The organism is Psychrobacillus sp. FSL H8-0483 (assembly GCF_038637725.1).
GTDB lineage: Bacteria > Bacillota > Bacilli > Bacillales_A > Planococcaceae > Psychrobacillus.
On the sequence record NZ_CP152052.1, the window covers coordinates 3,699,905 to 3,721,370 of the forward strand.

20 protein-coding genes are annotated in these 21,466 nt (G+C 37.3%); 6 read left to right on the top strand and 14 right to left on the bottom strand.

The features are described 5' to 3' along the window. Nucleotides 1-16: 16 nt before the first annotated feature. From MHB48_RS18065 to MHB48_RS18105, 9 genes are all read right to left on the bottom strand, one after another. On the bottom strand, nucleotides 17-1,528 hold the full coding sequence (locus MHB48_RS18065) for a PH domain-containing protein (protein ID WP_342599244.1): 1,512 nt from the start codon (nucleotides 1,526-1,528) through the stop codon (nucleotides 17-19). Next, nucleotides 1,518-1,997, bottom strand: coding sequence for a PH domain-containing protein (locus MHB48_RS18070; RefSeq protein WP_342599245.1), 480 nt, complete (start codon nucleotides 1,995-1,997; stop codon nucleotides 1,518-1,520). Before MHB48_RS18070 ends, MHB48_RS18065 begins: the two co-directional genes overlap by 11 nt. Nucleotides 1,998-2,695: 698 nt before the next feature. Continuing rightward, nucleotides 2,696-4,252, bottom strand: a complete 1,557-nt coding sequence (locus tag MHB48_RS18075) for a DEAD/DEAH box helicase (RefSeq protein WP_342599246.1) — start codon at nucleotides 4,250-4,252, stop codon at nucleotides 2,696-2,698. Nucleotides 4,253-4,590: 338 nt separating this feature from the next. Continuing rightward, the gene (locus tag MHB48_RS18080) at nucleotides 4,591-5,304 is read right to left on the bottom strand and encodes an alpha/beta fold hydrolase (RefSeq protein ID WP_342599247.1); all 714 of its coding nucleotides are present in this window, start codon (nucleotides 5,302-5,304) and stop codon (nucleotides 4,591-4,593) included. Nucleotides 5,305-5,329: 25 nt separating this feature from the next. Then, nucleotides 5,330-6,700: a UDP-N-acetylmuramoyl-tripeptide--D-alanyl-D-alanine ligase gene (gene murF, locus MHB48_RS18085; RefSeq protein WP_342599248.1), complete on the bottom strand. Its 1,371-nt coding sequence runs from the start codon at nucleotides 6,698-6,700 to the stop codon at nucleotides 5,330-5,332. 5 nt (nucleotides 6,701-6,705) lie between these two features. After that, a complete protein-coding gene (locus MHB48_RS18090; RefSeq protein ID WP_342599249.1) occupies nucleotides 6,706-7,788 on the bottom strand; it encodes a D-alanine--D-alanine ligase in 1,083 nt (360 codons plus the stop codon). Between the two features lie 126 nt (nucleotides 7,789-7,914). Continuing rightward, complete coding sequence (locus MHB48_RS18095) at nucleotides 7,915-8,229, bottom strand: multidrug efflux SMR transporter (protein WP_342599250.1); 315 nt, start codon at nucleotides 8,227-8,229, stop codon at nucleotides 7,915-7,917. Beyond that, the gene (locus tag MHB48_RS18100) at nucleotides 8,229-8,561 is read right to left on the bottom strand and encodes a multidrug efflux SMR transporter (RefSeq protein WP_342599251.1); all 333 of its coding nucleotides are present in this window, start codon (nucleotides 8,559-8,561) and stop codon (nucleotides 8,229-8,231) included. The genes MHB48_RS18095 and MHB48_RS18100 overlap by 1 nt, the downstream gene beginning before the upstream one ends. A gap of 60 nt (nucleotides 8,562-8,621) precedes the next feature. Next, nucleotides 8,622-9,362 carry a hypothetical protein gene (locus tag MHB48_RS18105; protein ID WP_342599252.1) on the bottom strand — a complete coding sequence of 247 codons (741 nt, stop codon included), beginning with the start codon at nucleotides 9,360-9,362 and terminating at the stop codon, nucleotides 8,622-8,624. A gap of 156 nt (nucleotides 9,363-9,518) precedes the next feature. On the opposite strand from MHB48_RS18105, the gene MHB48_RS18110 reads away from it, so the two are divergent. Further along, the gene (locus tag MHB48_RS18110; protein ID WP_342599253.1) at nucleotides 9,519-10,700 is read left to right on the top strand and encodes an FtsW/RodA/SpoVE family cell cycle protein; all 1,182 of its coding nucleotides are present in this window, start codon (nucleotides 9,519-9,521) and stop codon (nucleotides 10,698-10,700) included. A gap of 401 nt (nucleotides 10,701-11,101) precedes the next feature. On the opposite strand, the gene MHB48_RS18115 is transcribed toward MHB48_RS18110, so the two are convergent. Beyond that, nucleotides 11,102-11,239: an Lmo0850 family protein gene (locus MHB48_RS18115; protein WP_342599254.1), complete on the bottom strand. Its 138-nt coding sequence runs from the start codon at nucleotides 11,237-11,239 to the stop codon at nucleotides 11,102-11,104. A 172-nt stretch (nucleotides 11,240-11,411) separates the two neighbouring features. Between MHB48_RS18115 and MHB48_RS18120 the strand changes: the two genes are divergently transcribed. Then, nucleotides 11,412-11,825 (top strand): CBS domain-containing protein, encoded by a 414-nt coding sequence (locus tag MHB48_RS18120; protein WP_340923981.1) that lies wholly within the window; start codon nucleotides 11,412-11,414, stop codon nucleotides 11,823-11,825. 200 nt (nucleotides 11,826-12,025) lie between these two features. Beyond that, a complete protein-coding gene (locus MHB48_RS18125) occupies nucleotides 12,026-13,189 on the top strand; it encodes an MFS transporter (RefSeq protein ID WP_342599255.1) in 1,164 nt (387 codons plus the stop codon). A gap of 73 nt (nucleotides 13,190-13,262) precedes the next feature. Here MHB48_RS18125 and MHB48_RS18130 read toward each other — a convergent pair whose 3' ends face one another. Further along, nucleotides 13,263-14,552, bottom strand: coding sequence for an MFS transporter (locus MHB48_RS18130; protein WP_342599256.1), 1,290 nt, complete (start codon nucleotides 14,550-14,552; stop codon nucleotides 13,263-13,265). A 112-nt stretch (nucleotides 14,553-14,664) separates the two neighbouring features. Here MHB48_RS18130 and MHB48_RS18135 point away from each other — a divergent pair, with 112 nt between their 5' ends. From MHB48_RS18135 to MHB48_RS18145, 3 genes are read left to right on the top strand one after another with little or no spacing between them, the layout of a single operon-like run. Next, nucleotides 14,665-15,903, top strand: a complete 1,239-nt coding sequence (locus MHB48_RS18135) for a helix-turn-helix transcriptional regulator (protein ID WP_342599257.1) — start codon at nucleotides 14,665-14,667, stop codon at nucleotides 15,901-15,903. 49 nt (nucleotides 15,904-15,952) lie between these two features. After that, nucleotides 15,953-16,855: a hypothetical protein gene (locus MHB48_RS18140; RefSeq protein WP_342599258.1), complete on the top strand. Its 903-nt coding sequence runs from the start codon at nucleotides 15,953-15,955 to the stop codon at nucleotides 16,853-16,855. Next, entirely contained in the window at nucleotides 16,852-17,415 is a 564-nt protein-coding gene (locus MHB48_RS18145; protein WP_342599259.1) for a hypothetical protein, read from the top strand. Before MHB48_RS18140 ends, MHB48_RS18145 begins: the two co-directional genes overlap by 4 nt. Before the next feature lie 97 nt (nucleotides 17,416-17,512). On the opposite strand, the gene MHB48_RS18150 is transcribed toward MHB48_RS18145, so the two are convergent. From MHB48_RS18150 to MHB48_RS18160, 3 genes are read right to left on the bottom strand one after another with little or no spacing between them, the layout of a single operon-like run. Then, the gene (locus tag MHB48_RS18150; protein ID WP_342599260.1) at nucleotides 17,513-19,075 is read right to left on the bottom strand and encodes an aminotransferase class V-fold PLP-dependent enzyme; all 1,563 of its coding nucleotides are present in this window, start codon (nucleotides 19,073-19,075) and stop codon (nucleotides 17,513-17,515) included. Nucleotides 19,076-19,090: 15 nt separating this feature from the next. Beyond that, a complete protein-coding gene (locus MHB48_RS18155) occupies nucleotides 19,091-20,200 on the bottom strand; it encodes an ABC transporter permease (protein WP_342599261.1) in 1,110 nt (369 codons plus the stop codon). Next, nucleotides 20,197-21,459, bottom strand: coding sequence for an ABC transporter permease (locus MHB48_RS18160; RefSeq protein WP_342599262.1), 1,263 nt, complete (start codon nucleotides 21,457-21,459; stop codon nucleotides 20,197-20,199). Before MHB48_RS18160 ends, MHB48_RS18155 begins: the two co-directional genes overlap by 4 nt. Nucleotides 21,460-21,466: the final 7 nt, after the last annotated feature.

Here is a 21,466-nt window from a genome sequence, read left to right on the forward strand (position 1 = left end):
AAGAACAGCCTTTACTTTACGTAAGAGGCTGTTCTTTTTCTATGTCTATTTTGGGTTTCCTAATTGGTTCGTACCAGTCTAAAAGCTTTTCCGCATCTGCTTTTTCGATATGCGGAATCGTTGTTGCTGCCCCCGCTACACCGGATTTAATTGTCGTAATGATAGACGATACATTTGCTCTCTTTTGAAAATAGGTTGTTCGTTCTGTCATCGCTTGAATTCGTTTCTTTTCCATCCAAACGGTTACTTTATTAATAACACGATATCGTACTACTAACTGTTGTTCCTCTATATAAAATCCTGCTGTTTTCTTTTGCCAAATACCTAAAACATAACTTAATGGAAATAAAAGCAGTGATAGTAATCCAAATGGATAGAAAAAGTAGCTAACTGCTGCGGCAACAGGAATCATCCATATAAAATCTAATCGATAGAAAAATTTTCTCGATCTATTTGGCACTTTTTTGAAGCTTGGTTCAAATTGTAGATCTGGGAATATTTGCACCAATATTGAATTGATTTTCGTTTTTTTAATTAATGGAAGCAATCGAATTTTTTCATCTTTCTCAGCCATCGAACCACCAGCACTGTCTACAATTACAGTCGCATAACCTGTGAGCTGACGCAATGGATTTTCGACCACTCGTATTCCTTGAATTCGAGAAAGTGGTATCGTAATTTTCTTTTTCTCTAATAGTCCTCTAGTTAAAATTATTTCATCATCTTCTACTCGAATCGTAAATTCATAGTAGTTAATAAGCGTTAGTACTACAGACACAACCCAAGCAACTAACAATACAGCGAAAACCGCTAGCGCTACCATCAGTACACCAAATCGAATGAAAACAACTATTTCATCATATATCAATTCGTAAGGTATAATGTTTGAAAATTGCGAGGCAAAAATGGCAAGACCCGAGAAAAATACCCCTATCCCACCGGAAGTACTCGCTAAAACAAACAAGTCTTTCATCGACATTTGGAATATTGGTCTTGTTTCTTCTTTGATGAGTTCTTGAACTACGACTGTTTCCTCTAGCTCTTTCGTTTGCTTATTTTTTGCTTGCATCATTTCTTTTTTGATTTGATCGGCCTTTAATTTTGAAATTGCGGTTAACTCAGCATCTGCTTCTTTTGTTGGTCCACCACCAGCAGTCTCCACTTTTACTTTCACCAATCCAAAAGGTCTATGGAAAATACCTTCTGTGTAGTTCAAGCTCTGAATTCTTTCAAAAGGAATATATCGCTTTTTCTTTACGAATAGACCATACTCAATTCGTAGTTCTTCTTCCTCAAACCAATATCGAAATCGTTTCCATTTGATAATGCCACTAACAAGTAAAAAGATTAGAACGACTCCATAGATACTATACGTTATATAAGATGACCAGCCATCAGAATCCGCACTGCCACCAAATCCATTTACTGCTACGACAACAACCAGCGGGACAATCATGTCTTTTAACACTTTTATAAAATTAATGAGTGCAGAAATAGGGTGAAGCTTATACTTTTCATTAGACATCATCTTCCGCCACCCTCGCTAGTACAGATATTCTCCCACGGAGCTCATCTGCTTCAGCAGTAACAAGTGCGGGAATTGTATGACTAGTAGCAGCAGTCGAAATCGTAATAGATGCCAAATCATACTTTCTTAAAATCGGTCCTTGCTCTGTGTCGACATGCTGCACGCGAACCATTGGTACTAGCGTACGTTTCACAACAAATAAGCCATGCTGCAGTTCAATTTCTTGATCTCTTACTTCATATTTCCAACGTGTCCATCTTACTTTTGGAAATAAAAAAATGAGTAAATACCCTATGAGTAGCACTACCAATCCATCTACTATGTATATCCACATATAGTTATCAATAAAGAAATTGATTGCACCAACACCAATTCCAAGTAGTAATGCAATAAGTGTTTGTAGACTCCCATATATCCGCCATACGCGTAGTCCTTTTTCCGAGATTCTATTCATTGGTTCAATTCTCAAATTTACCACCTCTTCCCTTTTCATTGTATACGTAATATACGACAAAATGTTTCAATTTTGTATGATTATTTTTGAAACCATCCGATATTTTGAGTGAACCATCCGATATTTGGCTCTAACCATCCGATTTTTCGAGTGAACCATCCGATATTTAGCTCTAACCATCCGATTACACAATAATCGATTTTTCCAACTTCAAGGTTACATCCTTCTTTTCTTCAATAGCTCTATTAAACGATCGTGCTGATATAGACGAAAATCCGCTCGCTTTCCGCGGACGAACTTCCAAGCCTTCTCACTAGCAAGCCCGAGGGCACTGAAAAAAGTGGTTACTATAGGATTTAGCACGGCGGCGTGAGACTCCTGTGGGAAAGCGAGACAGCCGAGACCCCGCACGAAGCGGAGCGTAGGAGGAGGCTCGGCGCTCGACCACGGAAAGCGAACAGAGCCGTGCTAAATCCAATAAGCGGATATTTATTAGGAATTTTATTAGAACAAAATTCTGTAATAGAGTTTTTTAGTGCCCTCCTCAAGCCCGCTCTGGGGTCTTGGCAGCCCGTTTTTCCGCAGGAGTCTCACGGATTTTCGTCACAAAATACATGCTTCTAAAAACAACTGCCTAATTTAACCGCGCCTATTCAATAAAAAAAGGATGAATCCCACATCGAAATGTAAGATTCATCCTTTGAATTGTATTATTAGTTTTCGCTACGTGTTGAACGAGTTCTAGTGCTACGTTGTGTAGAGCCGTCACGTGGACCACTGCTACGACGTGAGCCGCTAGCGCTTGGACGAGAACCGCCACCTGAACGTGAAGATGATCCGCGATCGCTTCCTCCACGACTTGATGAACTACGTCCGCCGCCGCCGCTACGGTTACCTTTGTAACCACCGCCACCGCTGCGTCCGCCTCCACCGCTACGTTCTCTACGAGCTGGTAATGGGCGTTCTTCAGAAAGAGAGATTGGTGTATCGTTTGGCTCTTTTGTTAATGATTTTAAAGCTGCAGCAATTACGTCTACTGCTTCAAATTTTCCAAGCATTTCCGCAGCAAGTGTACGGTAATCACCTAAATCATTTTTGTTCACGATTTCTGATAAAGTATCAATTGCAACACGTTGTTGACCGATCAATGCTTCATCTGAACTTGGTGGAGTAAGAGCAGTCATACGTTTTTTCGTAGTATCTTCTACAATACGTAAGTAACCCATTTCTCTTGGTGTTACGAAAGTTACAGCAATACCACTTTTCCCTGCGCGTCCTGTACGACCGATACGGTGAACATAACTTTCAGGATCTTGTGGAATGTCAAAGTTGTAAACATGCGTTACGCCAGAAATATCTAATCCACGTGCCGCTACATCTGTTGCAACAAGGATGTCGATTTTATTTGATTTAAATTGTTTTAATACTGACATACGTTTAGCTTGGCTTAAATCACCATGGATTCCTTCTGCAAGGTAACCACGAATGCTTAGAGCATGTGCTAATTCGTCTACGCGACGTTTTGTACGACCAAAAATAATTGCAAGCTCTGGTTGGTGAACGTTTAAGATTCTAGAAAGAACATCAAATTTTTCACGCTCAGTAGCTTTTACGTAGAACTGTTCAATGTTTTCAACAGTCATTTCTTTAGACTTGATTTTTACTTCAACTGGATCTTTCATGAATTTATCAGCAATTTTACGGATTGGTCCTGGCATTGTAGCTGAGAACAATAATGTTTGACGTTCAGCAGGAATGCTTTCTAAAATTGTGTTGATATCTTCGATGAAGCCCATGTTAAGCATTTCATCTGCTTCGTCTAAGATAAGTGTTTGGACTTGATCAAGTTTCAACGTACGACGGTTGATGTGGTCAAGAATACGACCAGGTGTACCAACGATTACTTGAGGTTTGTTTTTAAGTGCACGAATTTGACGGCTAATTTCTTGACCACCATATACAGATAAAAGACGAACCTTTTTGTCATATCCTAATTTATAAAGCTCTTCTGAAACTTGAATTGCAAGTTCACGAGTTGGAGCGATAATTAACGATTGGATATTCGGGTTTTTTGTATCTATTTTTTCAATCATCGGGATACCGAAAGCGGCAGTTTTACCAGTACCAGTTTGTGCTTGACCAATAACATCGCGACCACTCATAGCATGTGTAATAGTACCTTCTTGGATTGGTGTTGCTTCTTCAAATCCCATACGTTGAACGGATTTTAATGTAGAAGCACTAATATTTAATTCTGAAAAATTTGTCAAAATTTAATCTCCTTTTTGTTCTGTTTTGACAAATGGTTACATTTTCAGATGAAATTGCGGCAAATTCGAGCCTATACGAGGAACGTTTCCGTTACTTAAAATTCTCTGTGGTTTTAGATCAGAGGGGTCTTATATAAAGGGAAAGCCCGGTCTTTTGCCGAGCGGTTCGTTAATTAGAGGAAATATCCTACTACAATAACTAACCGTTATGTTCAAAAAAAAGTACTCTTCAATAAAAAGCTGAAGAGTCTTCACACAAAATGTATCCATTGCTCTGAACGTAGTATACCATGTCTTATAATGAGTTGCAACGAATACGCAACTGTTATAATAATTAGTTAATTAGTTCCTTGTATTTCTTCATCCTCTATTAAAAATGACAAAATTTGAGGAAACCAATCGTTACAGTCATCACTATAGCAAATGTGATGCTTGCCTGTTTCGGAATAAATAAGTTTTTTTGTTTCGGAACTTATATGATCAAATAAATATGGGGCTGTTGTGAATGGTACAATTCCATCTTTCTTTCCTTGCACTAGACAGACAGGAATATTTATTTGCCCATAATACTGCTCAACCATTCTAACTAATCGCATAAACTCAATTGCTGCATGAATAGGCGTGTTTCGTAATTTTGCACTATACAATCGATAAAGTGTGTTGTCCTCTAGTGTTCCTGTCATTGCTTCTTTTGCAATATCTCGAACATCTTGAAGTAATTGAGTAGGATAAATATATTTTGCAGCAGCACTTAATAAAACCAGCTTCTCTATTTTATAGCGGAGCGCTAAATATATGGCAATAATTCCACCCATTGAAAATCCAATCACGTATACACGATCCACTTCTTTTTGCAGCTGGCGAAGAGCCTGCTCAGCAGCCATCATCCAGGTTTCCGCTGTTACTCTTTTAAGTTCCAACGTTTCTCCATGACCAGGAAGTGTAGGGACAACAATTTGCCAGTCTGTATTTGCTTCCAAATATTCTACAAGTGGCTGCAATTCATATGGTCCACCAGTAAAACCATGAATACAAAGTACTCCCGTTTTCATGTTGTCACTACCCCATTCTGATTAGTTATTTTTGAAAAGGCTCAATCACTTTTTCTAGCTTCATTCCCCGTGAGCCTTTTACTAAAACAATGGACTGTTCATTTATTTTATTATTTAAAAAGGAAATAAGTTGGTCATAATCATTTTCTACCCATAAAAGCTGTTCTTTGTTAAACTGCGTTGTTAACTCGTTATATAACCATTTCATTCGTGGTCCGAATAAACAAACCCCGGAAAATACCTCATTTGAAATAGATGCACTCATCTCTTCATGGTATTGCTTTTCGTTAGCACCGAGCTCCAGCATATCACCAAGGACTAGCCACTTATCCTGCTTTATAGATGATTTCTCCAAAAAGGAAATGGCTGCTTTCATGGAAGTTGGTGCCGCATTATAAGCATCATTGATAAAGATTCCTCCATTAGGGGCTTCTATCACCTGCATACGCATATCTGTTAAAACAATTTGCTTTAAGGCTTCTCGCATTTGTTCAGCAGTTAACCCAACTTCTTTTCCAATTAATAAAGCCGCTAATGTATTTTTCACTTGATGCTCTCCAAGAACTGGAATCGACATTTCTTCGTTCAGTTCCCCTTCTACACGGAACGCACTACCTTGTTTCGTAAACCTAACTTCCCTAATACGTAAATGGTTCTCTTCCTTTGCACCGAAAGATTTCGATTTAATAGAAGGAACGCTTTCAATAAACGGACGAAGTAGCGGTTCATCCCCATCATAGAAGAGTTGCCCTTGCTCATTAAGACCGGAGATAATTTCAAATTTCGCTTTTGCAATACCTTCTCGAGAACCAAGATCCTGCATATGTGCTTCTCCAATGTTTGTAATGACTGCGTATGTGGGCTTCGCTAGATTCGAGAGAAACTCAATTTCTCCAAAGGAACTCATACCCATTTCTAGCACTGCAAACTCCGTATCTTCTTCCAGCGATAAAATCGTTAAAGGTAATCCTAATTCATTATTAAAGTTACCCTCTGTCTTTTTCACTCGGAAATACGGAGAAAGCATACCTGCAACTAAATCTTTTGTAGATGTTTTCCCGTTAGAGCCGGTTATACCGATAAAAACAGTCTGTAACTCCGCACGATATACGGCCGCCATTTGCTGAAGTGCTTTTTCCCCACTCTCCACAAATAAAAGCGGAACGTCCTTTGGAGGATTCGGTTCATCCTTTAACCATAAAGAAGCCGCTGCTCCTTTTTCAAAAGCATCCTGTACGAATTGATGTCCATTTACACTTTCCCCACGAAAAGGAATAAATAGATCTCCAGGCTGCAATGTTCTCGTATTAATCGATACTCCTGTTACAAGGGGATTATGTTCAAGTAATTGCTCTAGTTGTAACCAGTTAGCTATTACTGATAATTTTTTTTTCAACTTGGTCACTCTCCATCCTTTGAATGCTCAAGCTGTTGTTTTTCCTCGTAGCGTTCGATCGCTAGAGTAATCAGTTCTTCAATTAGTTCTGAATAAGACAAACCTGATTCCATCCAAAGTTTTGGATACATGCTAATCGGCGTGAATCCTGGCATCGTATTCACTTCATTGATAATTACCTGTTCATTGTCCGTAACAAAGAAGTCAGCACGAACAAGCCCAGAACAATCTAAAACTTTAAACGCACGAATTGCAGCGTCTTCCATCTTTTTCAATAACTCGTTAGAAACAACAGCTGGAATAGCATAGTTCGTTGTACCATCCTCATATTTTGCTTCGTAATCATAGAAATCTTTTGTCGGCAATACTTCACCCGCCACTGAACATCTCGGTGAATCATTTCCAAGAACACTCATTTCTAGTTCACGCGCAACAATGCCTTGCTCCACAATGATTTTACGGTCATATTTAAAAGCAAACTCCACTGCTCTGATTAGTTCTTCTCGGTTTGCAGCTTTCGTAATACCTACACTAGATCCTAAATTTGCAGGTTTCACAAATAAAGGCCATTTCAAGTTTTCTTGCATTTTATCGACCAAGGCTGCTTGATTTTTTTTCCACTCATTTCGAATGAAATACATATAAGGAACTTGCGATAAGCCTGCTTGCGCGAATAATTGCTTCATGACCACTTTATCCATTCCAGCAGCAGATGCCAAAACGCCATTCCCAACATACGGTATGTTCAATACTTCTAGTAGCCCTTGCACGGTTCCATCTTCTCCATTAGGACCATGAAGTAAAGGGAAAATAACATCCAGATGCGAAGCTTTATCTCCTTCTATTGGCAAGAAGCTCGTTATCGTATTTGGCTTGCTTGTTTCATTCCCTATTTTCAATGATTCCACTGTTTTTGCAGGACCTGCTAGGACATTCCCTTTTCTCCACTCGCCTGTTTTCGTGATAAAGATTGGGTAGACTTCATATTTATCAAAGTTAATCGCTTGTGTAACTGCTCTCGCTGTCAATAAAGACACTTCGTGCTCTGCAGATTTTCCACCATATAATAAACCTAATTTAATTTTCATTTGTTCAATAACCTCCATGTTTTGGATAGTACTAGTTTATCACGGACCATGTCATTAGTTGAATAATAACTCAAAATTCCAAGCTGTTACTTCAGACTAAATACTACATTTTTCAACAGTCTAAAATTAACCGAATAATTTTAGGCCGACTACTCCGAAAATAATGCAGCTTAAATAGAAGATTTTCTTCAGACTCTTTTTCTCCTGAAAAAAGTACATGCCGAGTAGCACACTGCCTGCTGCTCCAATTCCTGTCCATACCGCATATCCAGTACCAACCGGAATATCTTTTAGTGCTATGGACAATAAGAAAAAGCTTAAACTAGCAGAAATAATCGTAAAAATCGTGTATTTCAACTTTTTAAATCCTTCGGATAGCTTCATATTCACCACGAATGCTACCTCACACAAACCTGCAACAACTAAAATGAGCCATTCCATTATTCTTCCTCCTGTTCATCGTCCACTAACTTCAGTCCAATGATGCCAAAGAGTAATAAACATAAAAAGAATATTTTACCGAAGCTTATCGTTTCGTTAAACCACAGAATACCAACTATCGCAGTTCCTGCTGCGCCAATCCCGGTAAATATAGCATATGCTGTTCCAATAGGAATCGTCTTCATCGCTTGTGCAAAAAAGAAAAAACTAATGACTAAAAAGATAATTGTTACAATAGATGGAAGAAGCTCCGTAAAAGCATTTGCTTCCTTTAATCCTATCGCCCATACTATTTCCGTCATTCCTGCAAGTATTAGTAAAATCCAAGCCATTTCTATCACCTCAACCACATAATAAACGCTTTTGCAACTGAACGTAGCAAAAGCGTCTTTTTAAATTTCTATTAAAAAATCTGCCTGCTTATCTAAATGATGTTTTAAATCACTTAGCACTTCGTCTGGAAATATATTCTCGGGTAAGCTTCGAATTTCAATTCCATAATTTGTTTTCCCTAATTTAAATAAGGACATTAGCACGCCATCTTCAAAGCAATCAGCATATGTCTCTACTTTTTGCGAAGATAACTCTGGCAAGACAATATTGTTCTTTTTACGCCAAAAAGCTGTAGATTTTGTTTTGTCACTTATTTGCTGATTAAATATACTAGCCACCAAATTATTAAAATCATCTCTATCTCGGAAATAGATTTTTGTTATTTGCTCCCCTTCATCTGTTAAATAGACAAATCTGTTTTGCAGATGATGATAAAAAGGTGAACGAAAAGCTTCTTTTTTATGGGCTATGTATAAGAGCTCTGCTTGTTCCTGTGGCGAAAGCACATTTAATTTACGTTCATCCGAGAAATCTAAGAAGCATAAGGCTGTCGGTCTTTCTGCAAAATCCTTTAAGAAACGATTGTATTCTTCTGGCACTATGAATTCTAACTGTGTATGCATATTAAAAGACGCATCTTCATATCGATGTTTCAGCAATAAAAGAGATGACAGGTCAGAGAAATACCTTATAAACCGTTGAACTGAGATACCACTAAACAAAGCAAAATGCTCTACCTCATTTACATGGACATATAAATGAGTCAAATATTCTTCTATGTCTTTCTCTTTTTTTGCCACTGAATTCACTCCTTCATCGTATGTTATATATTAGCATAATTTCTTCTAATGAAACATCTGTTTTTCTAATAACGTCTTTAATAACCGACAAGCAAAAAACAATCTTTTAAGCTATAATAAGAAAGGTGAAATTTGAAAGAAATATAGGTGACTCTCATGGAAAATAAAAAAAGCTTTGCCGATCGATTTGATTGGACCCTCGCTTTTATCATATTATTATTTCTTATCATTAGTTTGTTGGCGATTTCTTCCGCGCAAACATCTGGTCAATATGCTACAAACTTTATTCCAAGACAACTTTTTTGGTATATAGTTGGAACCGTCATTATTGGGTTTGTTATGATTTTTGAGCCAGAACAATATAAGAAGATGTCCTGGTTTATTTACGGGGCAGGCGTACTGCTTCTTGCTATCCTTTTTATCCTGCCTGAAAGTTTAGCTTTAGTAGAACCACGAAATGGTGCAAAAAGTTGGTTTCATTTACCTATCGGAGATATTCAGCCCGCAGAGTTTATGAAGACGTTCTATATTTTAGGACTTGCTCGATTAATAACAAAGCACAACGAAACGTACTTAATGAAAACATTGAAAACTGATTTTATATTACTGGGTAAAATTGGTATCACATTAATTATTCCTTTAGCGTTTATCTTAACTCAGCCAGACCTCGGTACTTCCTTAGTGTTTCTTGCAATAACAGCTGCATTAGTAATTGTAGCCGGTATTACATGGAAAATAATTCTCCCGGTATTTTTGGGAGGAGCAGGTCTAGGAGCACTACTATTATGGATGGCTCTTTATATGCAAGATTTTTTGCAGGATAAATTCGGATTTGATCCTTATCAGTTTGCCCGCATTTACTCTTGGCTAGATCCCTATTCCTATGCTTCAGATGAAGGACTGCATTTAATTACCTCCTTGAACGCTATTGGTTCTGGAGAGATTTTTGGGAAAGGCTATGGCGGCCGGGAAGTATATGTTCCTGAAAACCATACGGATTTTATTTTCGCTGTTATTGGTGAAGAATATGGATTTGTAGGAGCAAGTATTGTCATAAGTATTTTCTTTTTACTTATTTTTCATTTAACAAAAATTACACTTCAGTTAAAAGATGCGTATAGTACGTATGTATGTGCAGGAATAATTGCTATGATTACATTCCATGTATTCGAAAACATTGGAATGACGATTCAGTTACTACCAATCACAGGGATTCCACTTCCATTTATTAGCTATGGCGGTAGTTCGCTCATGGGGAATATGCTTGCAATCGGATTAGTATTTAGCATGAAGTTCCATCATAAAACGTATATGTTTGCTAAAAATGAAGATGATTAAGCTAAACAGATATTAGATAGGGAAGCTGAAACTTTCCTATCTGACATAAGAAAAGCGTAACAGCCCTCTAAGTACAAAACCTGTTTTGTATCGTTTTCGGAGATCTTTGGACAGACTTATTGCTATATCGTTACCGATTGCTTTTTAAGAGAGGCTGGTCGTGACTGACGTCACGACCAGCCTCTCTTTTCTCGGTAATCTTATGGCGTTTGTCTGTCCGTCGCCCTCCTTCAACAGTACGAATAAGGTTAAGGTGTATTTGGATAATGAGTGAAAAGATGCTTTCCAACTCATAAGCTTCAGAGGACGTCCGCCTGGAACGGAAAATTATATACTTTCTTATTCTTAAAAAAAGGAGACTGGAAGGTTCGTTTTAAACGAATTCTTCCAGTCTCCCTTTTTTAACTTTGCACGTGAGGACTTTGTGCTGGTGGTGCTAACGCTTTAAGCATGTCAAGTCTCGATTTTGTCATTGTAACAGTCACACCAAGTTTTGCTAGATTACTTACAATTTTCTTTAAATCAACTTCCTTAGCCATTCTTTCCACCTCGTCCTTCCCAATTATTAATACGATTTATATTAAAAAAAGTTTCTTATTTTTTTATTTTTTCTATCCTATTATACCACTTACTCACACTTTTAAACCTTTCAATTGTGTTACATATTTTAAGCAAATGTAAACCAAGCTACCTCCTAAAGGAGTGATTTCATTGAATGTAAAAGATGTGATGAGTAAAGAAGTTGTTACCTGCAATCCACAAGATTATGTAAGTGAAGTTGCGGATCAAATGCGAACACTTGATATTGGTTGCTTGCCCGTCGTGAGTAATAAAAAATTAGTGGGAATGATTACAGATCGAGATATTGTCATAAGGTCCGTTGCAAAGGACGTCAAAAGTAAAGTAGAAGATGTAATGACCAAATCGGTTATTTCCGTTTCCCCTAATGAATCTACAATCGAGGCTGCCACCGTAATGGGACGCAATCAAGTTCGACGACTGCCCGTGGTCGAAAATGGTGCGCTTGTAGGCTTTGTATCTTTAGCTGATTTAGCATTCCCCTTCCCACATGTCCAGGAAATTTCAAACGCTATGGAAAGCATATCCGAACCAAGACATTATTAAACATAGGAGCTATCCCTTTTTTATTAATGGGATGCTCCTTTTGTCACGTTCGAGCGGTAGTTTGTTGCTTACGCCAATTTAATAAATGAAAATATTTGCTATGAGTACATACTGTCTTTTACAATTAGCGATTACAACGTGTTAAACTAAACAGAAACGTGTAATATAGAATAGAAGATTTGCAGAAAGCGGGGTTATGCATGAAAAAGACCATTTTCATTTTAATGTCCATTCAATTTTTAGTTTACCTTGGTTTCGGGATCATAATTCCAGTGTTACCTGAGGTTATTTTGCAGCAAAATTACAATGAAATTCATGTTGGCGGTTTATTAACGGTTTACTCACTAGCATCTTTTTTTACTGCCCCACTTTGGGGAATGCTATCCGATCGAATTGGAAGAAAAACACTTATTTTAGTTGGACTAGTTGGGTTTAGTTTAAGCTTCTGGCTATTTTCACTCTTCGTTGATTCGTTATTTATGCTTTACTTGTCCCGAGTAGTTGGGGGGCTATTCTCTGGTGCCCTTTACGCAGCTGTTACTGGGTTTGCAGCAGATTTATCAGATGAAGAAAATCGCAATAAGTATATGGGATTCCTTGGGATGTCCATTGGTTTAGGCTTTATCTTCGGACCTGCTATCGGTGGTGTCCTAGGGCATGTTAGCCTATCTCTTCCATTCACAGTTTCTGCCCTTTTATTGTTAGTAATTTTTGTATACGCATTAATCATCTTAAAAGAACCACAACGTTCCGGTGAAGCGAATAAACGCGCACTTCTTCCAAAAGGTGCGGCAAGTCTTTGGTCATACCGTATTAAATACTTGTTCCTGTTTTCATTCATGGTGACTTTTTTACTTGCTGGTTTAGAAGCAACATTCCAACTGTTTCAAATCGAGAGAGTCGAAATTACTCCTTTACAAATAGGCTATCTATTCATGTTTAGTGGATTTGTAGACGCTGCCATTCAAGGTGGAGTTGTGCGACGTATTAAAAATGGTACCGAGACAACTTGGCTAATGTACGCACAAATCATTACTGCTATCGGACTATTCCTAACAGTATTTACGAATAGTATTTTCTGGGCGGGATTATCATTATGTGTATTCACTGCGGGTAATGCGCTTGCTAGAACAACGATTGTTTCGCTTACTTCGAAGGAATCTGGCGGAAGATATGGAACTGCCGCTGGAATGACGTATTCGATGGATAATTTAGGCCGGATCATTGGTCCACTATTATTTGCATGGTTGTTTACAAAACAACCAGATAATATTTATGTACTATCTGGTGTCCTAGCAGTTCTTTCAATTGGATTGATTTTCGCCTACCGCAAATCCACGAAGTCTTTGAAAGATGCCGCGTGAGATTGATGATTTAACGACATAACATAAAACAAATGCCAAGAAGACCTCACTAATAGTCTCCTTGGCATTTTTCCTATTTTATTTCAAGTTGAGGAGTTACTTTTGCTAATTCTGGATGGGCAGATCTTACTACGGATGGTCTCGCCATTATTAACATAACACCGATTAATAAAACGCTAGACACAATTAATATAATCTGCGCTGGTAAAACATCATATAAATATCCGAACAATACCATTCCAACAGGCATCAATGCCATAGCACCGGTTTCTAAAATGGAAAGTACCCGGCCTTTATAATCATCTTCAATCATTTTTTGCATCATTACTTGCAGTGGCGTATTTGTAACGATCATCGATGCTCCAAAAATAAACATCAATAAAATATAAAAACCTACTGTAACAACATAGGACATATTAATTATTAACGGTAGAGCTATAGACCCCATGATCACCCCTAGGGTAACAATACTCCATTTTGAAACTAAAAAAGGATATTTAAGCTCTTTACGAGCTGAAAAATAAATCGACAGGAGTAACATTCCTATTGCGAATGCACCTTCTGTAAATCCAAAATGCTGTGCGCCTATTTTTAATTTTTCAATTAATATAAAGGAATATCCTACTTGGAATGCACCAAAAAGGAAATTAATAAGAAGCGAAATGACGATCAAAATTTTTAAAAGTGGTTGTTTCATTGCATAGTTGAAACCTGCTTTCATACTCTGAAGCATTGGCTCCTTTTCTTCCCCTTCTACTATCTCTTTTCGTTTCGCAAATAAATTAAAGTTCATCGTGGATTCTAAAATAACCGCTATGATCGATGCCACTAGGTACATAATAAGAAACACAGGCATTGGAACGGTACCGTACAACAACCCACCTACTGCTGGACTTCCGATTGCTGCAAACGAAATAGACATTTGGTTTAATGACATCGCTTTTTGAATTCTTGTCTCATCTACAAGTCCAGTGATAGACGAACTAAACGTTACCCCAGAAAATAAAGACGTTAATGATAAGATGACAGTTGTCGTGTAAATTGCTGCTAGCGATAATCCTGCCGTTAAACTTACAATGAGCAGTCCCCCTATCGCTATTGTTGTAGCAATTTGTGCCACAATAACGATCATCTTTCTTGAGTATTTATCCGCAGCATACCCAGCAAAAGGTGCAACTAAAGTTCTTGGTAGGATACTACATATTAAATTTGCTGCGAAGCTAGTTGCTGACCCAGTCAATTGTAAAATATAAAAACTAATTGCAAATGAATATACTTGCGCCCCAAAACTTGATACGAGCTTGCTTATTGTGAATGTCCACAAATGATAAGTGGCCCTTTTAAGCTTGAACACTTCTTCCATTTTCATTTCCCCTTTGAAATGTTTAATTTAATTAAACAAATAATACCATATTATTCCTTTCATTTCAACAAAAAGTTTAATATAATTAAACTAATTAAATGAGGTGAAGAAAATGCCAACATTGGGCGAACGTATACGCAAACTTAGAAAACAACAGAAAATGACGTTAGAAACCCTTGCTGGAACAGAACTTACAAAGGGCATGCTCAGCTTAATTGAAAATAATAAAGCGAATCCTTCCATGGAAAGCTTGAATTATATAGCAGATCAATTGAGTGTAGAAGTAAGAGAGCTTTTAGAAGAGGTCAGTGGTCATGAATTAAGAGAGGTTTTGGAAAAAGCAGAAATACTTTTTAATACGAAATATGATGACTTAACAGATGAGCACCAACAATTAATTCATCTAGTAGAGCCTTATGTGCCAAAGCTTACACAAGGATACGAGGCTGCACGTTTACTCGAGTTATACAGTAGATGTTTATCACGTTATAACCAACAAGAATCTGAAACTATCCTAAAACGTGTTGCAACAATGTATGAACAATTAAATTTGACAGCGAAACGTGGAGAAATAGGAACGGTACTTGCGGTCATTCCTTTTACTAATCACAACTATCAGGAAGCGCTAGATATCCTCCTTTCGGAACGTGCAAAACTGGAAGCAAACCCATTATGGATCGACCCCCTCTCCCGATTAGACTATGACTACTTAGAAGCTGTATTATATTTTGCTGTTGGCAAATATGAAGACGCTATTCGTTTAATGGAAAAAGCGATTGAGTATTCAAATAAAAATAAAATATTTAAGCAAGTAGATAACTTATATAGATTAGCTGCTGTTCAAGCGATGATGGCTGAGGATGAGGAAAAAATGAATCATTATTTACAAAAACTTCTTGCATATAGTGAATTTGCAGATGACGAAGATTCGAAAATTTTCATTCATTTTGCCGAAATTCACTACTTGAATTCCTTTAAAAAAATGTATATCGAAGCAGATTATTTATACCAAACATTCTCCCTGCAAGATATTAACAAAAAACTATTTGTACCCTTCTTTCTTCTAGAAAGAGGGAAAACCTTATTTGGTTTACAAAAATATGAAGAAGCAATTGCCAAACTAGATGATGTTGTGATTCCCGATATTCTTCATCACCCAATTGATTTATCGATTTTCTATGGAAAGGATGCATATATTGCATTATGTTACTTGGAAATGAATCAAAAAGAAAAAGCACTAGATGCAGCAACAACAGCTTTAAACCATATAAATGTCATGCCAGATACCCCGTATAAAACGTTTATCCAAGAAACCTATGAAAAGGTACAATCTAATTTATCTATTGATTAATTGATTTCGTTTCTACAGGATTATCCAATTAAAAGAGAGGGGTTAATCATTGAAGAAGAATTGGTTTTGGGGAGTTATTAGCATCATTTTTATAAGTTGGATTGGAAATACCATCTACTTTGAATCTAAGCAGTTAAAAGAGCCAGTTATTTTAAATACGTATATAGATGTGCCTTCATCGGAGAATACGATTTTCACCTTGCTTTATATAACGAATAAAAACGAAGTAGTGGAATTAGATAGCCTACTAGTTGATGGATACACTTACTCGAATGAGCGAAACTATTTCCCATGGTTTGGAGAACCTTCCGCCCAATCATATAAGCAAGAATTTACACATCATTTTCTAAAGGAAGCACTTTTCACATTGAGTGAAGATGATATAAAACGCCTGCATGAAAGTATTCAAACAGACAACGTTCTTGCACGATTTACAAACGGGCAAGTGATTCCTCTAAAAGTTGATAAGTTAAATTTCACATTTTATAAAGATGATCAATCTATTTTTTCTCACGCTAGTAGCTTTTCTAGCAATGCAGGTATTCAAGGTAGTTTACTTGAAGTAGTCGAGTCCGCAAACATGGAACCGATTGAGCTGCCAGAGGTCATTCGAGAAAATATGGATTTAAAAGTAATGCTACTCAAAAGTAAGAGTGCTAATTTTGTAGATGTAAAAAAAATATTGAAAACTGATTGGGAAGATATCGATGCTCCCCTTGATATAGAGATCAATTGGCCACTTCAAATAGAAGAGGGAGATAAAGTAGGGCTAATTTATAAATTAAAAGATAACGTGGAAGATGTAAAATACATTGAAGCAACGCACAATTGGATCGGAAAAAAAATAAACGGACAACAATCTTCCTATGGAATCTACGTACAAGTTGATCCAACTCTTACACAAAATCAAGTGAACACCATCGTGAAGAAAGCGAGAGGTGAGGAGAAATGAGAAATGGATATAAACAACTATTCATTGGTTTCCTTTTAGTATTTATTAAAATTCATATAATCGTTGACCTGTTCCCGGACTTTATTGGCTATATTTTCATTTACAATGGCATTAAACAAATCGCCACTTTATCATCCCAATCCTATGAAAGATTGAAAGTACTTTCGATTATTTTAGTAGTCGTTTCCCTACCTAATTTCTTCTTGAGTGATCAAGTTATTCAACAAATTAGTTGGCTAGCATACTACCCAACACTTCTTAGTTTGCTAAAAGTGATTCTTGTTTATTTCTTATTCGAATTACTTCGAAAGATTTCAAAGATGCTTCCTTCCAATAGTGCATTATTATCCACGAACCGAATGTTTTATTGGTATATGACGGTTACACTAAGTTCTTTATTCATCCAATCCTTTTTAATGAATGTGACAATGGAAGTAATGCTACCAGTATCTATTTTACTTATCATTCTTTACCTAATTGTAGAAATATCTTTTCTCGTTTATTTACGCAATATGCGCAAGAGATATCCGGAAGAAGGATTTTTTGAGAGATTTGCATAGAAAAAGGCCTGTAGTCTAAGTCAAAATCGACTTGGATACGGCCTTTTCTGCTATGCAGTTCTATTATTTTTATCCGGTCACATTCTGACCCGTTCGATTATTCGTTATGATAAGAGCGATAATTTTCAAACCAACTCATAAACTTGGTCCAAGCATCCTCGAAATCTGGTTGAATACAAGAAATTTGCAGTAAGTTTTTTTCTAGCAAATAATCACTTTTATAATGAAGATCAAATCCCGACATACGCGCATCTTCCGCTAATTGCGGAAAGCTCTTTTCCTTCCACGTAAAAATCATCGGGTAAGGATGATTTGCTAGTAATTGTATTGGATGTTTTTCCACTTCTTCTTCGATAAATTTCATCCGATTATGTAAAAGGTCGTACCTAACTCCCCTATCATATGCCATCAGTGCATTTTCTAAACTTTGTACAAATGGAGATGGCACTGTAAAAGGCACCGTATTATTCGAAGATAACCCGATATCTAAATAAGTTGGAATCCTCTCACTAGCCATTATCTCTGTATTGGAAAACACAAACGCTAATCCACTCATTGTGCCAATTGCTTTTCCACTAACTCCAGTAGCTAAATACACCCCATCCATGTGAAAAGGAAGTGCCCCAAAAGAGCTCACACAATCTGCACAGACTAATACATTATACCGATTACATATTTCTACTAGCTTATTTAAATCATTTAGCATCCCTGTAGACGTTTCGCCATGCGTCATGAGCAACCAACTATAATTTCCTGTTGCAAGTTTTTTTTCAATAGATCCTAAGTCAAAAGAAACTCCCCACTCATATGCTTCTACATCATATGAAAGCTTCCATCTTTTCGCTTGTTTTTCCAAACGTTCTCCAAAAGCTCCATTTGTAAGAATTAGTCCCTTTTCACCGAGCACATGTAACTGAGCAATCATCGCTTCATTGGCGAGCGTTCCACTTCCTACTAACAGGTGTACATATGCTGCACCACTCATCGTCAAAAGTCGGGTCTTCACTCGCTCTAGCATCACTTTAAACTCATGCGAACGGTGAGATATTGGTTTTTCTAAAAATGCTTGCTGTATAGGTTTAGATTGATGTACAGGCCCAGGATAAAACGAATATCTTTTTTGCTTGAAACGGGCCGCAACGGAATGTTCAAATCGTTCTCTTGTAAGTACCATCGGCACAAAAAGAGCATCACCTGTTCCAACTGTTTCTGCAAATGGCTCAAAACCGAGCTGGTTATATAATTTTTGTTCCCGAACCGTTCCAGATATAACGGCCGCTCCGTATCCATTTTCGTACGCATAATCAGACAATGCTCGTGCTAAATAATAAAATACTCGTCCATTTCGATGTTCTTTATCAACTGCCATTAATCGAACTTCACACAACAGTCCCTTCAGCGCATCTTCAGGAAGTAACTCCTCTACTGGCCCAAGTTTTCGGTCTAAGGAAAAGGGGCGTGCAGCTCGAAACGCAATCATTCCGGCAAGCTCCTGGTCCTTTAATACAATGACATACACATTTTCATGATGGAAAGCATCTACCCGCATTCCACTTGGATCCGGTTCGTGCTGCGGAATCTCTTCCACAAACGTTTGGTAATTTAATCTAGCAATCGCTTCAAACTCTTTTTCCGTACGCGCAATTTTACACCAATACACCCTTGTCTCCCCCATCTACTCACTTGAATGATACCGCTCTGTTCTTTTTTCTAATAAAGTAATCCCAATCGCTATCAGTAAAATTGCTAGAAGTAACATCAACTTTAAATACATAGAGACATTTCCTAAGGTTTCCCCATAAATGGTCACTCTCTTTAAAGCTTCCATGCCATAATAGATAGGTGATATCCACCTCATTGCTAGCAAGCTATCTGACTGTACGATTTCAAGTGGCCAATATGCTCCACCAATCATTGCAAAAGCTACTGCGAGTAATGAAATAATTACACTACTCTGACTCACTGTTTTAACCAGCGAGATGATAAATAAGGAGAATGTCATCACAAGTAAAACATAGAAACTACAAATCGCTACTACTTTCCAAAATCCTCCGTACATATTCGTCCCTACTATGAATCGAAATACTAAAATGACTAAAAGCATCTGTACAAATCCAATCATATAACTAAACGATAGATGACCAAAATACAATTGGAATCTTCTAATAGAAGCGAGTTTTAATCGATTCCAAATTCCAGTTCGCTTATCTTCTAATATAAATTGTACATTAATAGAGATCGTATAAAAAACAAAGTAGAGCATAAATCCAAATAAGCTTTGCAATGCACCATCGTATCGGAAAACTTTTGACTCATCCATAGCGGATTTTGTTAGTTGGAAAGCTTGTTCTTCCCTTATCCTTTTTTCTACTTCTTCCCACTTACTTTCACCACCTGCAGCATATACTTGGTCGCGAAATGCAAGCTCACTATACATTGATTCGATTTTTAGTGATAGCATTCTTACTGTATCTGATTCTGTATCCGATAAAACCGAATACGATTTTTCTTGAAGCAATATCCCGATGGTGTCTCGCTTTTCCTTCATTACTTTTTGAAGCTCTTTTTCAGTTAAAATGGTTACTATATAATCCTCTTCGTTCTGTAGGCTTTTTAGAATTTCCTGACTCGTGTTCGTATCGTCAGTGGCAACTAATAACGGTAATTTACTACCAACAGAACCACTTAGTATATAAGCAAAAATAACTGTCATGACTGTCATCGTAATAAGAACGAGAGGCTTTCTCTTCAAGTTTTGGAGTCTTGCCAACCATATTCCCTTCATGATGTCACCCCTCTTTTCGGAAATAAAACAATAGCAAGCAGTACGCAAAGAATAAGCGCTACATACAAAGCGGTCATATAAGGCCAAATTACATCTAATCGTTGACCTTTTTGAATGAATAAAATAGCTGTCATTGCCGCACCATTCGGTGTGAAATTCCCGATATTGGCTAGTAAGCTAGATACATCTCCAATATTGAAAAACGATCCTCCTAGAAAAGAGAAAACTGATACAACTAAACCATTAAATATATTTGCTGCTCCATCTGATTTTGTTCTAAATTGAAGGGTTGTTAATAATGCTGCAAGCCCCCCTATAAATAGACTATAACTTAAAACAATAATAGCCATTGCTTCTAAACCCATCCAGTCGATTCTTAGCACAAATTTACCGAAGAGCAGAATAATGATCTGCTGCATAATCGCTACAAGTGTTCCTGTAGCAAAAATAGAAAGAGCATACTTAGTAGCCGACACACCTGCTAAAAGTATTCGATCATATACTTTCCACTGCACTTCCTGCAATGCAAAGCCTGATAAAAAAGACGGTATATAAAGGGCAAACATAACAAGCATTCCTACTGTGTAATAAATGGAAGCAGGAATTTTTCGTTCCCCTTCTTCTAGAATCTGTTCTATTTTTTCAACATGCTGATTACTTTGCATAACTTCATCTGGGGAAATTCCGGCTTTTGCAAGTGCAAGGGACTTCGAAAAACCATTTTGCCACTGATCGATTATAGACTGAATTATGGAAGCCCTAATTTCATTTTCTTGGCTTAAAAATAAATCAATATTAGGTGATTGATTGTCATCAAAATAAGCTGCTTTTATATAATTCAATCGAAAGTCAGCTGGAACCACTAAAATTCCATCGATGTCTTTCTCTTTCCGAATGCTTTCGAGTTCACTAGCTGGCTGCTTCTCTAACGTGATATATTTATTTACATCCTTTGAAGCCAATATAGAGTTTTCTAGAATATAAATTGGATCATTGTTTTTAAAAGCGTTTAAAGCAGGTCCACTAATTCCCTGTTCTTTCAGGAAGCTTGAGATAGAGGCCTCTTCCTGTTGCCAGTTAGATTCATCTATGATAACTAGTTTTGCTTGAATAGCAGGCTCTCCTCCGCTATTCATAACGCCTGCAAGCGCAGTGGAAAGAATTGTAATTAGTACCACAGGCATAACTAATAAAATAATGAGTGGTTGTTTGTTACGCAAGAGCATTTTCATTTGTTTACCAATTAAAGTAAGTAGCATTGTCATC